The sequence below is a fragment of the Peteryoungia aggregata LMG 23059 genome (assembly GCF_030814435.1).
Lineage (GTDB): Bacteria > Pseudomonadota > Alphaproteobacteria > Rhizobiales > Rhizobiaceae > Allorhizobium > Allorhizobium aggregatum.
This window is the reverse complement of the sequence record NZ_JAUSUW010000005.1, coordinates 304,801-318,514: the sequence shown is the minus strand read 5'-3', so window position 1 is coordinate 318,514 and position 13,714 is coordinate 304,801. Positions and strand designations below refer to the sequence as shown.

Below are 13,714 nucleotides of genomic sequence, written 5' to 3'. Positions count from 1 at the left end.
CTCGATTTGTACAGTTTACGAGGATCACGGAATGGCATCGAAAGACTTCAAGTACGGCCCCGTTGAAGGGCAGGACAATGGTGGAGAAGGCTCCCCGACCAATGTGCTGCACCCCCTGCACGAGGTGGCCTATCGGCTGGCTGATATCGGCCTGCGGGACAAGCGCTCGAAGACCAAGGACCTGATCGGCCTGCTGTTGAGCCACGGCGCCCGTGCCTGGCGCTATTCGCAGCCGGAGGCTAACATCCACCTCCATGTGACGGCCCAGGCCAGACGGTTCCCCGTCATCCTCCGCCTTCGCTGACGATAGCCCGCCACATGCCGATCTACCGTCTGGGAGACAGGGTTCCGCAACTGCCCGCAACCGACAGATACTGGGTCGCGCCAGACGCCCAGATCATTGGTGACGTCCGGCTCGGCGAGGATGTCGGAATCTGGTTCGGCGCCGTATTGCGCGGTGACAACGACCCCATCCTTATCGGCGCTCGCAGCAACATCCAGGACGGCGTGATGGTCCACACCGATCCCGGCATGGGCGTCACAATCGGTGAAGGGTGCACCATCGGGCATCATGCCATCATCCATGGCTGCAGCATCGGTTCGAATTCACTGATCGGGATGGGCGCGACAGTTCTCAATGGCGCTCGCATCGGTCACAATTGCCTGGTCGGCGCCAACGCGCTGGTCACGGAAGGAAAGTCGTTCCCCGACAATTCGTTGATCGTTGGAGCTCCAGCAAAGGTCGTCCGGACGCTGGACGATACAGCGATTGCCGGGCTCAAGCTTTCTGCAGAGAACTATGTGCGAAACTGGCGCCGCTACTCCAGCGAACTGACGCCTCTCTGAATTGCGTTGCTTGAACGGCTCCCGCCAGATCATCTATGCGCCATGCGCTGCTCATCCAGGACTTACGCAGCTCCGCAGCGAAATCGCAAAGTTTTTCGGCCAGTCTCGCCTAGGCCGCGATTTCCGAACAGGTTGCACACAATCCCCTGATCTCGATCGTCGTCTTTTCCGGCTTGAAATGGCGGCCGCGCGTCATGGTCGCCAGACGGTGATCGATGTCATGATCATGGAACTCTGTTACATGACCGCACTTGTTGCAGATCATGAAGGCGACCGTGCCATGGCCTGAGCAACCGTCATGCGGATGCGCACAGGCGACGAAGGCATTGATGCTCTCCAGCCGATGAACCATGCCGAATTCGACCAGCTTGTCCAGCGCACGATAGACCTGCAGCGGCGCACGGAAGCCGTGCTCGCGCAGTCGATCGAGCAGCGTATAGGCGGACAGTGGCCCATCCGCATGCACAAGCGCGTCGAAGACGAGGGTCTGATTGCGGGTAAGATCTGTCTTGGTCATGCTCATGCCCTCGGTCGAATGTCGGTTGTCCTGGCGCCCGGTCGCGGCAAGAGGCTGATGAGGAAAAGAACCAGTGCGGCGACCACGATCGACGGACCGGACGGTGTATCATAGGTCAGTGAACCGAAAAGCCCGAGCACCACCGCCACGGCACCGATGACCGAGGCGAGAATGGCCATGACTTCCGGCGTTGCAGCAAAGCGTCGGGCGGCCGCTGCGGGGATGATCAGCAGCGAGGTGATCAGCATGATGCCGACGATCTTCATCGCAATCGCGATCACCAGAGCCATGAGCAGCATGAAGATCAGCCGCGCGCGTTCCGGCTGCATGCCTTCGGCTTCCGCCAATTCGACATTGACAGTACCGGCAAGCAAAGGTCGCCAGAGCCAGGCAACAATCGCCACCACAATGAGCCCACCGAGCCAGACTATCGCGACATCGGTTGGCGTCACCGCCAGAATGTCGCCGAAAAGGAAGGCGATGAGGTCGAAGCGCACCCAGGTCATGAAGGCCACCATGACGAGGCCGATCGCGAGCGTGGCATGACTGAGAATGCCGAGCAGCGCATCGGCAGAGAGTCCCTGACGCTTCTGCAGGACAATCAGGATCAGGGACACAAGGGCCGCCACGACGAAGACACTGATCATCAGGTTGAGCGAGAAAAACAGGGACAAGGCGACGCCAAGCAGAGCCGAATGGGCCATCGTGTCACCGAAGTAGGCCATACGACGCCATATGACGAAGCAGCCGAGTGGCCCGGTGGTCAGGGCAAGGCCGATGCCGGCGAGCATGGCACGGACGAAGAAGTCATCCAGCATGGTCATGCTTCCTGTCCTTTAACGCAACCGAAGTCGCCGCGTCATGGTGATGGTGATGTTCATGGCCATGGTGATGGTCGTGGTCCTGATGACTGTGGCCGTGATCGTCATGGTCGTGATGCCCATCGTCGGGATGGCAGTGGTCCGTCACGCTGCCATCGGCATGCAGAACCCTCCCATCTGGCAAATGGGTATGATCATGGTCGTGGCTGTAGACAGCGAGCGTCTGGGCGGCCTTTGCACCGAACAGGCGCATGTATTCCGGGCTCTGGCTGACGGCGGCCGGTGTTCCCCGGCAGCAGACGTGGCCGTTGAGACAAATTACCGTATCGGTCTCAGCCATCACCACATGCAGGTCGTGGGAAATCAGCAGAATGCCACATCCGGTGGAATTTCGGATGGAGGTGATCAGGTCGTAGAGGGCGATCTCACCGGAGAAATCGACGCCCTGGACCGGTTCGTCGAGTACGAGAATATCAGGCTTGCGGGCCATGGCACGCGCCAGCAGGGCGCGCTGGAATTCACCGCCGGACAGATGCTGCACCTCCGCGCCAGCCAGGTGGGCGATGCCCACGGCGTCCAATGCCGCCTTGACCTCTTCAGCCGACAAAGGCGCGGTCAACGTCATCAGACGCCGCACCGTCAGCGGCATCGTCCAGTCAACGGACAGGCGCTGCGGGACGTAGCCGACACGGAGCCCAGGCTTGCGCTCCACCCTGCCCTCATCCGCCTTGAGGACACCAATGGCCATCTTGGCACTGGTGGACTTGCCGGAACCGTTGGGGCCGATGAGTGTAACGATTTCGCCGGGGCGCACGGAGAAATCGACCCCGCGCACAAGCCAGCGTCCGTTGCGGTAGACACCAGCGCCGGTGAGTGACACCAGCGGTGCGGCCTCCCGTGATTTCATGGCATTCATTGGGATCTCGAGATTTAAGTGTTGCCTCCACCTATGCCACACGTTATAGCATTACGCAACTTACGTAATATTATTACATAACCACCCCCAGGAGCCATGCATGAACCGCTACCGCCTCGGACTGGCTGCCTCGACGGCGTTTCTCTTTCTCTCGCCGGCTCTGGCCTCGGCGGCTCCTGATGTCGTAGTCTCGATCAAGCCCGTCCATTCGCTGGTCGCCTCGATCATGAAGGGGGTCGGCGAGCCGTCACTCATTGTCGAGGGTTCGGCGTCTCCGCACACCTATACGCTGAAGCCATCCAACGCGCGGGCGCTGGAAAATGCCGACCTGGTGTTCTGGGTAGGACCCGGCCTGGAAGCCTTCCTGGAGAAGCCACTCGAGGCACTGCCGAAGAAGGCCAAGGTCGTCGAGCTTGAGGATGCTCCGGGCATGACCAAGCTACCGTTCCGCGAAGGTGGTGCATTCGAAGGCCATGAGCATGACGAGCACGCTGATCACGCGGAGACTGGCGGGGATCACGACGGGCACGCCCACGAAGAGGCCGGACATGCAGAGCATGCCGAGGCGGAGCATACGCACGATCATGGCCACGACCACAAGGCTGAAGAAGCAGCAGTCAGCGCAGAGAGCCATGGGCACGAAGAGCATGATCACGACGAACACGCGCATGGCGGCACAGACATGCATCTGTGGCTTGATCCCACCAACGCGAAAGTCATGGCTGCTGAAATAGCCAAGACCCTGAGCGAGGCCGATCCGGCCAACAAGGGAATCTACGAGGCCAATCTTGCCGCTCTGGATACCGAGATCAGCGCGCTCGATAGCGAAATCGCCGCGCAGCTGAAACCGGTATTGGAGAAACCCTTCATCGTATTCCACGACGCCTATCAATACTTCGAGAAGCACTACGGTGTGCGCGTCGCCGGCTCCGTGACGGTCAGTCCCGAAACCATGCCAGGTGCCGAGAGGCTGTCGACAATCCGCGCCAAGATCGAGGAATTGGGCGCGGCCTGCGTCTTTGCCGAGCCGCAGTTCGAACCGAAGCTGATCGGCATCGTCACCGAGGGCACGCAAGCGAAGTCCGGCGTGCTCGATCCGGAGGGCGGCGCGCTCGAAGCAGGTCCCGCACTCTACGGTCAATTGATGCGCAATCTGGCGACCTCGATGAGCACCTGCCTGTCGCAGTGATCAAATCCCTCCCCCGGGCGAAAGGCGGGACTTCGGTTCCGCCTTTTTCGGATGGAGATTTGTTATGTTATTACATTAACTGGAGCCATAAATGAAGAAGCTGCCTGTCACCGTCCTGTCCGGTTTCCTTGGAGCTGGAAAGACAACGCTGCTCAACCATGTGCTCGCCAACCGCAACGGATTGCGGGTTGCCGTCATCGTCAACGACATGAGCGAGGTGAATATCGACGCAGCCTTGGTGCGCGGTGGTGATGCCGCACTGACGCGCACGCAGGAGCAATTGGTGGAGATGAGCAATGGCTGCATCTGTTGCACGCTGCGCGACGATCTCCTCAACGAGGTGCGGGGGCTCGCCGAACAGGACCGGTTCGACTACCTGCTGATCGAGGCCACGGGCATTGCCGAACCGCTGCCGATTGCCACAACATTCGATTTCCGCGATGAGGAGGGGCGCAGTCTCTCCGACATTGCGCAACTCGACACAATGGTCACCGTGGTGGATGCCGCCAATCTCATCGGAGATTACTCCTCCAGCGATTTTCTGGCCGACCGCGGTGAGAGCGCCGGTGAGAACGACAACCGGACCCTCGTCGATCTCCTTGTCGAGCAGATCGAGTTCGCCGACGTGATCATCCTGAACAAGGTCGGAACCGCCACGCGCGACCAGCTTGATGCGGCACGCAAGATCATCGCCGGGCTCAATGCCGATGCGCGCGTGATCGAGACCGACTTTGCAGATGTCGCGGCGAAGGACATTCTCGGGACTGGGCTCTTCGACCTTGCCAAGGCAGAAACGCATCCGCTTTGGTTCCAGGAACTGCACGGCTTCCGCGATCATGTGCCGGAGACGGAAGAATACGGCATCCGCTCCTTCGTCTACCGCGCCCGCGCGCCGTTCGATCCCACACGCTTTCGCGCGTTTCTCGACCGCGCCTGGCCGGGCGTCATCCGGGCAAAGGGCTTTTTCTGGCTCGCGACCCGTCCGCACCATGTTGGAGAACTGAGCCAGGCCGGGCCGCTCGTGCGGACGACGAAGATGGGGCTATGGTGGGCGTCGGTGCCGAAATCACGCTGGCCGGACGATCCGGGCTTCATGCATGCGATGGCGCCCTATCTCGACCAGGAATGGGGAGACCGGCGACAGGAAATCGTCTTCATCGGAGCCGATCCGATGGATCAGCGGACAATTACGGCGGAACTCGATGAGTGCCTCGTGCCGAGCGATGGCTTCACGCCGACAGCCTGGGAAGACCTCCCGGACCCCTTCGCGCGCTGGACCTGAGGCTTACAGCCTTCCGCGTCTCTGGAGGACGGAGAGAACCACGGCCGCACCGGCCTCACCGGCTGGTCTCTCCGTCTGAAGCTTCTGCCAGACTTCGTCGTAACCTTGAAGCATCGCCGCACGCTGCAGCGTCTCGGTCGACAGGCGCTCCGCCCAGCGCACAAGGCTCGCAGGGCGCAACACGTCGTTGAAGTATTCCGGAACAACGGCGTAATCCGCAATCAGGTTCGGCAGAGCACCGGTCCAGATCTTGATGCGGTGGCTCAGCAGCCGGATGATCCAGTCCCCCTTGTAGGTCGAAACGACAGGCACATGGGCAAGCGCCAGCTCAAGGATCACGGTGCCAGAGGCCGCGATGGCAGCATCCGCCGCCTCGAAGGCCTGCCACTTCGCCGCGTCACCCAGAACGATCTCGGGCCGCAGCGCCCAGTTGCGCGTGATTTCGCGCACGCGAGCCTCCTGACGCGGCACGGTGGGCAGGACAAACCGCGTCTCGCCATTGCGAGCGACAAATTCCTGCATCGCCTCCCCGAAGACCGGCAACAGTTGGGTGATTTCTCCACCCCTTGATCCCGGCAACAGAAGAATGGTGCGCTTATCACTCGCGGGTGCAGCCCCCCTCGCCTTACGCGCCTCCCTCACCCGTCGGATGTCCGTATGGCTAGCCAGGCGATGGCCGACAAAATGAGTTTCCGGACCGCCCAGACGCTGCATGACCGCCGGCTCGAATGGCAACACCGCCAGCACAGCATCGACATAATCGAGCATGGCCTTGGCGCGATATTCCTTCCATGCCCAGACACTTGGGCAGACATAGTTCACGATGGCGAGATCCGGTCGTTTGCGCCGAACCTTCTTTGCGACCCGATGGGTGAAATCGGGGCTATCGACGATCAGGAGCAGATCCGGCTCGGCAGCAATGATCGCGTCCGCTGTCAGAGAGATAAGCTTGATGAGACGCGGGAGCTTAGACAGGACCTGGGTAATGCCCATGATCGAAAGTTCGGAAAAATCGAACAGCGATTTCAGCCCTTGGGCCTCCAGCGCCTCTCCCCCAACGCCGACCAGTTTGATCGGGCCAGGATGCATAGCCTTCACTTGCGCGATCAAATCGGCGCCCAGTAAGTCGCCGGAGACTTCACCGGCGATCACTGCGATCTTCAGCGGTCTGTCCATCATCACTGGCGCTCCCTGCCCGCCCGGTCGACACCGACAACGAAGAGGCCGGCGGCGTCGGCCGCTGCGATGACGGCGTCACGCTCGACCACAAGCGCTCGACCGGCTTCAACTGCAATGCCGGCGAGCCCTGCTGCCTTGGCATTCTCGACAGTCGAGACGCCAATTGTCGGCAGATCGGCTCTCAGGTCCTGCTGCGGTTTGCACAACTTGACCAACACGCCCTTGCGGCGTCTCGATATCCGTCCATCGTTGCGCAGGTCGCGAACACGGGCAAGCATCGCATCGGTTCCCTCGACCCCCTCCAGTGCCACGACACGCCCGCCGACGGACACCGCACCTTGGCCGACATCCAGGCGCCCGAGCGTTTCTGCGGCATCGGCGGCACGCTCTATGTCCCTCAGATCGTCAGCATTCGGCGTCATGGCACCGAGCGGGCCGATCGTGGCGAGCAGGCCCGGAAGAATTTCGTGGGCTCCGAGCACCTCGCAGCCCTGCGCCTCAATCAACGAGATGACCATCCGCAGTACGGCATCGTCACCACCGGCAAGCAAGGTCTTCAGCGCCATTGGGAGTTTCAGTAGCGATTTCCAGTTGGCCCGGATTTCACCGAAGGCCGGACGCCGCTTCACGGCACCAGACATGACCACCCGACCAATCGCGTGTTGGCGGAAGAGCGTCGAAAGCCCGGCCATGTCGCCAACGCCGATCACAGCATTGTCAAAGCCAAGCCAGAAATCATCTGCCTCGTTCTTCAACCTGAGAACGAAGGGATCCTCGCCAGCTTCCCGAGCAGCTTCGGCAATGAAGAGCGGCAGTTTTCCGCCGCCTGCGATAATCGCGAGGCGCCCGGTTCGCGGCAGGCCGTCAGCGTGATCGGCCGCCGTCATGGTTCAGTTCTTGCCGCGATGGGGCGACGACAGCGCCCGGTCGCTTTCGGCTGCGATGAAATCGAGGATCTCGATCACCGGAGGGCAATCGAGGTATTCATCGCGGATGGCGGCCGCATTGTTGCGGGCGGAACCTTCGCTCTCGAAGATCTGCTTGAAGGCGCGGCGCACCTGATGGATCACCGCACGCTCGATGCCGGCGCGGGTCATGCCAACCACGTTGAGACCGGCAAGAATGCCCGGATTGCCGTTCAGCATGCCATACGGGATCACATCATAGGCGACCGCCGACAATCCACCGATGAAGGCCTGTCGGCCGATACGGGTGAACTGGTGCACAGCACAGCCACCACTGAGGATGGCTCTATCCTCGACGCGCACATGGCCAGCCAGCATCACGCTGTTGGACAGGATGATGTCGTTGCCGAGGATGCAGTCGTGCGCCACATGCGAATTGGCGAGGAGCAGGCAGTTGTCGCCGACACGGGTAATGCCACCACCACCAACGGTGCCGCAGTTCATCGTCACGCCTTCGCGCATGGTGCAGTTGGCTCCAACAACGAGACGGGATTCCTCACCCGCCTCATGAAGGCTCTGCGATACACCACCGATCACTGCCATTGGATGGATCTTGCAGCCCGGGCCGATTTCGGTCAGCCCTGTGACGACCGCATTCGACAGGAGCTCGACGCCGTCCTTCAGTGTCACCCGCGGGCCGACACGGCAGAAGGGGCCGATCCTCACGTTCTCCCCGATGACCGCGCCATCTTCGACAACGGCCATGGGATGGATGACGGCACTTGCTGCGATCTGGCTCATTTCTGATCCTTGCGCATGATCATCGCCCCGATATCGGCTTCCGCGACCAGCGCACCGTCGACCTTTGCGTCACAGTGGAATTTCCAGATGTTGCCGCGCTGCTTCTGCTTCACGACATGGTATTCTACCCGATCGCCGGGGACCACAGGCTTGCGGAAGCGGGCATTATCGATCGTCATGAAGTAGACCAGATTCCCGGCCTCTCCCTGCTTTCGAGCACAGATCGCACCGGCTGTCTGAGCCATTCCCTCGATCAGCAGAACGCCCGGCATGATCGGGCTTTCCGGAAAATGGCCGGTGAAATGCGGCTCGTTCGCGGTCACGTTCTTGATGCCGATGGCGGAATCGTCGCCGTCAATCTCGATGATCTTGTCCACCAGCAGGAAGGGATAGCGGTGGGGCAGAAGCTTCATGATCTCGAGGATATCAGCCGATCCCAATTCGCTCTTGGCGACGTCAGTCATTGCTGGCTCCCTTTTCCTTGGCGCGGCTGTCGTAACGGCTCAGCGTATCGGCCACCTCGCGCAGATAATCCTTCAACGGACGGGCCGGTACACCGCCATATTTTTCACCCGGAGGCACATCCGCCAGAACGCCGCTCATCGCCGCAATCTGTGCTCCATCGCCAATCTTGATGTGACCGTTTACGCCAGCGGCGCCGCCGATCATCACGCCGTCACCGATTACGGTACTGCCGGCGATCCCAACCTGGCTGACAATGCCGCAATGGCGCCCAATGCGGACGTTGTGGCCAACCTGCACCAGATTGTCGATCTTGGTGCCCTCTCCGATCACGGTGTCGTCCATCGTCCCGCGATCGATCGTCGTATTGGCACCGATCTCGACGTGATCCTGGATAATCACCCGCCCAACCTGGACGATCTTGAGCATTCCGCGCGGACCAGGGGCGTAGCCGAAACCATCCTGCCCGACGCGCGCGCCGTTGTGAATGATGACATTGTTGCCGATCAGGGAAACCTGAACCGTCGCTCCACCAGCAATCACGCAATCCCGGCCAATACGGACACCGGGGCCGATGATCGCACCAGGACCGATGCGCGTGCCCGTCCCGATTTCCACATCGGCACCGATCACTGCCATGGCTTCGACTTCCACACCGGGCTCGAGCCTGGCGGTCGGGTCAACATAAGCTGCCGGGGAAATCCCCACCGTCTCCGACGTCATGCGCACGGGCTTCAGCCCCTGCGGATGCAGAAGCGCGCCCGCCAGAGCAAACGCGGTGTGCGCGCTCTTGGCCAGCAGTACCGGGATATGCGGGGGTATGAAGGATAGAAGCGGCTTTTCGACAAATATTGCCGTCGCCTGGCATGTCGCCAGCTCTTCCCGATTGCGGCGGGAGAGGATGTAACAAACATCCCCGTCCTTTGCCCTGCCCACAGGTGAAACGGATCGAACGATCCGCCCACTCTGGCTCTGGTCCTGCAATTCCGCCCCCGTCTGCGCTGCAAGCGCAGCCAAGGTCACCCCGGCATGGGGCGGAAAGAAGTGATTATGCTCCATCAGCAAACGCTCCAGAACGTCAACCTGTCAGCAGTTCTGGACCGCCAGTCTTAGAACTGGTTCGCCATGCTGAAGCGGAATTCCTGGGTCTCGTCGAAGTCTTCCTTTGCGACCGGAACCGCATAATCGACGCGCAGGGCACCGAAAGGGGAATTCCAGACGAGGCCGGCACCAACGGACGCACGGATCGACATACCAGTGCCTACGGCGCCAGTGTCGCTCTGAAGTTCGCTGCCATAAAGCGTACCGGCATCGGCGAAGACCGCACCACGGAAGCCAAGATCCTGCGGGACCATCGGAAGCGGGAATGTCGCCTCTGCCGATGCGGTGAAGTAGGTCGTACCACCGATCGAATCGCCGTCAAGACGCGGGCCAATGCCGCTGTTGTCGAAGCCGCGGATTTCCTTGCCGCCGATCTTGAACTGATCGAAGACATTCAGGTTGTCACCGAGAGCCACGACGTGACCGGCCGAACCAGCCAGCGAGCCGACGATGTCGAACTCATCCGACAAGGTGTAGAACATGCGGGCGCGGACAAAGGCCTTGTAGTATTCGGAATCGCCACCCAGACCGGCATATTCATGCGTGAAGCTCGCATAGATGCCTTCATGCGGGTTCTGACGATCATCGACCGTGTTGTAGACGATCGAGTGACCGAGAATGGACTGCTGCCAGGTGCTGCCGTTGATCGCATCGATGTAAGGCTGTGCAACGCGGTCATCGCCGTTGCCGCCAATACCGTCGGAGCCGAAGGCACCATCCTCGATATAGTCGATTTCCTTGTAGGTGTAGCGCAGCGTCGTCGCCAGATCTTCGGTGATCGGCGCGGTCACGCGGATGGTCGCGCCCTGCTCCTCGTAGTCATAGTTGGAGTTCGAACTGGTCGAGCTCTTGAACACGTCAAAGCCAGCGGCCAGACGATAGCCGAGGAAATACGGCTCGGTGAAGGAGAAATTGTAGGTCTGCGTCTCGTCGAAACCACCACCGGCGGCAACGCGGATGAACTGGCCGCGACCGAGGAAGTTCTTTTCCTCGACAGAGGCTTCAAGAACCAAACCGCCGTCACCGACAGAGTAACCAGCGCCGATGCCGAACGAACCGGTCGGCTGATCCTGCACGTCGACGACCACAACGACGCGGTCCGGCGAACTGCCAGCCTGAGTCGAGATGTTGACGGACGAGAAGAAACCAAGAGCTTCGAGACGACGCTTGGCGCGCGAGATGGTCTCCTGGTTGAAGGCGTCGCCTTCGGAGATATCGAATTCGCGGCGGATCACGTAGTCGCGGGTACGGGTGTTGCCGCGAACTTCGATGCGCTCCACATAGGCGCGCTCACCCTGATCGACCAGATAGGTGACGCCGATGGTGTTGGTTTCGAAGTTGCGGTCGCCGCGCGGAACGACGCGAGCAAAGGGATAGCCGGCCGAAGATACACGGCGGGAAATCGCTTCCATGGACTTCTGAACGTCACGGGCGCTGTAGGTGCTGCCTTCGCGCGTTTCCAGAAGACCCTGCAGTTCAGAACCATCAATGCCGTCAACCGTCGACTCGACAGAAACCGCACCGAACCTGTAGCGCTGACCTTCATCGACAGTGATGTTGATCGTGTATTCGTTGCCGGCCTCATTGAGCACGGCTTCAGACGAGATCACACGGAAATCCGCATAACCGTGGTTGTAGTAGAACTGGCGCAGCGCCTCTTCATCGGCGCGCAGCTTGTCTTCGTTGTACACGTCCTTACGGGTCAGGAAGGACAGAATGCCGGATTCCTTGGTCTGCAGAACGGCAGCAAGGCGACCGTCGGAATAGGCGCTGTTGCCGACGAAATTGATCGTGCTGATCTTGGTGCGCTCACCTTCATTGATCACGAAAGCGAGGTTCACGCGCCCTTCCGCAACCGGAACGACCTGCGTGGTAACTTCGACGTCACTGCGGCCGATGGCAGAATAGGCCTCACGAATGCGCTGGATGTCCGCGCTGATAAGGCTGTCGCTATACGGTCCCTGCGCCTGGGTCTGGACGACGCCCTGCAGCTTATCGTCCTTGATCTTACGGTTGCCGTTGAAGACCACCTGATTGACCAGCTGGTTCTCAGCGACGGTGACGACAAGCGTGCCGCCCGAAACCGAAATCTGGACATCGGAGAAAAAGCCGGTCGCGTACAGACGCTTGACCGATTCATCGATGTCGGCATTGGAGAAAGTCCGACCCGGCTGGATCGAAAGGTTGGAGCGTACAGCCTCGGCGCCCACACGCTGAGCACCGCGTACATCAATACGCTGAACCACTGCAGCTTCGGCAGCAACGGCCGATGCGAGGACGGCAATACCTGCTCCCGAAGACACAACACCAGCAGACAGCGCGACCGCCGATACTGCGTTCAAAAACTTTGAACCAGCCTTCATGTGTATACTTTACCTTCTTCCATTGCCCCGCAGTCGTTACCCGACTCCGGCCCGTGTGTGGTTTTAGCGGGTTTTACCCTACAAGCAAGTGTGCGCGTTAATTTCTGTTTACTTCATTTCAACGCGTGGCCCAATCGCCACTATCAATTTGAAACATCGTAAACAAATCCCTTCACACCTTGCAAGCTCCCCGCTAGCCAATCAACCGGCTGATATCGTTCCAGGTGGCAAAAACCATCAGAGACAGGATCATCGCCATACCAATACGGAAGGCGATCTCCTGTGCGCCCTGACCCATCGGCCTCCCCCGCACTGCTTCAATCGCGTAGAGAACGAGATGGCCCCCGTCAAGGACCGGAACTGGCATCAAATTCAAAAGCCCCAGAGAAACGGAAAGAACCGCTGCCAGATTTAACAGAGCGATAACGCCAAGCGTTGCCATTTCTCCGGACGCCTGCACGACCCGAACCGGCCCGCCGAGCTGATCGGCATTCATGCGACCGGCAATCATGTTGCCGATATAGTCGAAGGTCCCGGTTACGATATGCCCGGTCTGGCGAACGCCCTCCCATACGGCCTGGATGGGTGACAACTCGACGATGCGGAAATTGCCAGCCTGCTGGTCGGTGATGATGCCGATCTGGCCAACCTCCATCTCGTTGCCGAAGCGGTCGGCGGTGATGGCCCGCTTGGGCACGAGGTTGAAGTCGAGGTCCTGCCCGTCGCGGCGTACGGTCACCTCAACCGGGATCTCCGGGCGCATGGTGATGTAGCGCACGACATCGTCGAAGGTTTCGATCGTACGCCCGTCGAGAGCCACCAGGACGTCCCCACGCTCAATGCCTGCCGCTTCCGCCGCACTGCCCGGCTTGATGTCCGCAACAACGGGGTCGGAGACCGGCTTGCCCATCGTTGCGAAGATGCCGGCAAAGATGACGATGGCGAGCAGGAAGTTGGCAAGCGGGCCAGCCGCTACGGTCACGGCGCGCTTCCACAGCTTTGCGCCATCCAGCGTTTGCGCGCGTTCCTCTTCCGTCAGCGTCTCGGCCAGCGTGCCATCGGGGCGGCTGGCCGCATCCGCGTCTCCGAAGAACCGGACATAGCCACCGAGTGGAATGGCCGAGATCTTCCAGCGGGTTCCGTGGCTGTCGGTGTAGCCGATCAGCTCCGGTCCAAAACCGACGGAGAAGGCAAGGATCCGGATCCCAGACCACCGGCCTGCGAGATAGTGCCCCATCTCGTGAATGAAGACGAGCAGCGACAGGATCAGGATATAGGGCAGGATATACCCGCCGAGAAAGCCGAAAACTGCGCTCATGTGATCCATCATTC

14 protein-coding genes are annotated in these 13,714 nt (G+C 60.5%); 4 read left to right on the top strand and 10 right to left on the bottom strand.

Annotated features, from left to right (window positions below):
- Positions 1-31 precede the first annotated feature (31 nt).
- Complete coding sequence (locus J2045_RS10930; RefSeq protein WP_307372604.1) at positions 32-304, top strand: hypothetical protein; 273 nt, start codon at positions 32-34, stop codon at positions 302-304.
- Between the two features lie 14 nt (positions 305-318).
- On the top strand, positions 319-846 hold the full coding sequence (locus tag J2045_RS10925; RefSeq protein ID WP_307372602.1) for a gamma carbonic anhydrase family protein: 528 nt from the start codon (positions 319-321) through the stop codon (positions 844-846).
- Positions 847-955: 109 nt separating this feature from the next.
- Here J2045_RS10925 and J2045_RS10920 read toward each other — a convergent pair whose 3' ends face one another.
- From J2045_RS10920 to znuC, 3 genes are read right to left on the bottom strand one after another with little or no spacing between them, the layout of a single operon-like run.
- Positions 956-1,363, bottom strand: coding sequence for a Fur family transcriptional regulator (locus J2045_RS10920; protein ID WP_307372599.1), 408 nt, complete (start codon positions 1,361-1,363; stop codon positions 956-958).
- A 2-nt stretch (positions 1,364-1,365) separates the two neighbouring features.
- Positions 1,366-2,181, bottom strand: coding sequence for a metal ABC transporter permease (locus J2045_RS10915; protein WP_166599595.1), 816 nt, complete (start codon positions 2,179-2,181; stop codon positions 1,366-1,368).
- The gene (gene znuC, locus J2045_RS10910) at positions 2,171-3,100 is read right to left on the bottom strand and encodes a zinc ABC transporter ATP-binding protein ZnuC (protein WP_307372597.1); all 930 of its coding nucleotides are present in this window, start codon (positions 3,098-3,100) and stop codon (positions 2,171-2,173) included. Before znuC ends, J2045_RS10915 begins: the two co-directional genes overlap by 11 nt.
- Positions 3,101-3,200: 100 nt before the next feature.
- On the opposite strand from znuC, the gene J2045_RS10905 reads away from it, so the two are divergent.
- Positions 3,201-4,289 (top strand): metal ABC transporter solute-binding protein, Zn/Mn family, encoded by a 1,089-nt coding sequence (locus tag J2045_RS10905; RefSeq protein WP_307372595.1) that lies wholly within the window; start codon positions 3,201-3,203, stop codon positions 4,287-4,289.
- 91 nt (positions 4,290-4,380) lie between these two features.
- The gene (locus tag J2045_RS10900) at positions 4,381-5,571 is read left to right on the top strand and encodes a GTP-binding protein (RefSeq protein ID WP_307372593.1); all 1,191 of its coding nucleotides are present in this window, start codon (positions 4,381-4,383) and stop codon (positions 5,569-5,571) included.
- A 3-nt stretch (positions 5,572-5,574) separates the two neighbouring features.
- Here J2045_RS10900 and lpxB read toward each other — a convergent pair whose 3' ends face one another.
- From lpxB to rseP, 7 genes are all read right to left on the bottom strand, one after another.
- The gene (gene lpxB / locus J2045_RS10895; protein ID WP_307372591.1) at positions 5,575-6,750 is read right to left on the bottom strand and encodes a lipid-A-disaccharide synthase; all 1,176 of its coding nucleotides are present in this window, start codon (positions 6,748-6,750) and stop codon (positions 5,575-5,577) included.
- Entirely contained in the window at positions 6,750-7,637 is an 888-nt protein-coding gene (locus tag J2045_RS10890; protein WP_307372589.1) for an LpxI family protein, read from the bottom strand. Before J2045_RS10890 ends, lpxB begins: the two co-directional genes overlap by 1 nt.
- A gap of 3 nt (positions 7,638-7,640) precedes the next feature.
- A complete protein-coding gene (gene lpxA / locus J2045_RS10885; protein ID WP_307372586.1) occupies positions 7,641-8,456 on the bottom strand; it encodes an acyl-ACP--UDP-N-acetylglucosamine O-acyltransferase in 816 nt (271 codons plus the stop codon).
- Entirely contained in the window at positions 8,453-8,920 is a 468-nt protein-coding gene (gene fabZ, locus J2045_RS10880) for a 3-hydroxyacyl-ACP dehydratase FabZ (RefSeq protein ID WP_166599376.1), read from the bottom strand. Before fabZ ends, lpxA begins: the two co-directional genes overlap by 4 nt.
- Positions 8,913-9,977, bottom strand: coding sequence for a UDP-3-O-(3-hydroxymyristoyl)glucosamine N-acyltransferase (gene lpxD / locus J2045_RS10875; RefSeq protein ID WP_307372584.1), 1,065 nt, complete (start codon positions 9,975-9,977; stop codon positions 8,913-8,915). Before lpxD ends, fabZ begins: the two co-directional genes overlap by 8 nt.
- A 50-nt stretch (positions 9,978-10,027) precedes the next feature.
- The gene (bamA, locus tag J2045_RS10870) at positions 10,028-12,382 is read right to left on the bottom strand and encodes an outer membrane protein assembly factor BamA (protein ID WP_307372582.1); all 2,355 of its coding nucleotides are present in this window, start codon (positions 12,380-12,382) and stop codon (positions 10,028-10,030) included.
- A 193-nt stretch (positions 12,383-12,575) separates the two neighbouring features.
- The gene (rseP, locus tag J2045_RS10865; protein WP_307372581.1) at positions 12,576-13,709 is read right to left on the bottom strand and encodes an RIP metalloprotease RseP; all 1,134 of its coding nucleotides are present in this window, start codon (positions 13,707-13,709) and stop codon (positions 12,576-12,578) included.
- Between the last annotated feature and the right edge of the window lie 5 nt (positions 13,710-13,714).

Bases quoted from the DNA above. Each gene is read 5' to 3' on its own strand.
- J2045_RS10930 (WP_307372604.1), top strand. From the start codon at position 32: ATGGCATCGAAAGACTTCAAGTACGGCCCCGTTGAAGGGCAGGACAAT.
- J2045_RS10925 (WP_307372602.1), top strand. From the start codon at position 319: ATGCCGATCTACCGTCTGGGAGACAGGGTTCCGCAACTGCCCGCAACC.
- J2045_RS10920 (WP_307372599.1), bottom strand. From the start codon at position 1,363: ATGACCAAGACAGATCTTACCCGCAATCAGACCCTCGTCTTCGACGCG.
- J2045_RS10915 (WP_166599595.1), bottom strand. From the start codon at position 2,181: ATGCTGGATGACTTCTTCGTCCGTGCCATGCTCGCCGGCATCGGCCTT.
- znuC (WP_307372597.1), bottom strand. From the start codon at position 3,100: ATGAATGCCATGAAATCACGGGAGGCCGCACCGCTGGTGTCACTCACC.
- J2045_RS10905 (WP_307372595.1), top strand. From the start codon at position 3,201: ATGAACCGCTACCGCCTCGGACTGGCTGCCTCGACGGCGTTTCTCTTT.
- J2045_RS10900 (WP_307372593.1), top strand. From the start codon at position 4,381: ATGAAGAAGCTGCCTGTCACCGTCCTGTCCGGTTTCCTTGGAGCTGGA.
- lpxB (WP_307372591.1), bottom strand. From the start codon at position 6,750: ATGATGGACAGACCGCTGAAGATCGCAGTGATCGCCGGTGAAGTCTCC.
- J2045_RS10890 (WP_307372589.1), bottom strand. From the start codon at position 7,637: ATGACGGCGGCCGATCACGCTGACGGCCTGCCGCGAACCGGGCGCCTC.
- lpxA (WP_307372586.1), bottom strand. From the start codon at position 8,456: ATGAGCCAGATCGCAGCAAGTGCCGTCATCCATCCCATGGCCGTTGTC.
- fabZ (WP_166599376.1), bottom strand. From the start codon at position 8,920: ATGACTGACGTCGCCAAGAGCGAATTGGGATCGGCTGATATCCTCGAG.
- lpxD (WP_307372584.1), bottom strand. From the start codon at position 9,977: ATGGAGCATAATCACTTCTTTCCGCCCCATGCCGGGGTGACCTTGGCT.
- bamA (WP_307372582.1), bottom strand. From the start codon at position 12,382: ATGAAGGCTGGTTCAAAGTTTTTGAACGCAGTATCGGCGGTCGCGCTG.
- rseP (WP_307372581.1), bottom strand. From the start codon at position 13,709: ATGGATCACATGAGCGCAGTTTTCGGCTTTCTCGGCGGGTATATCCTG.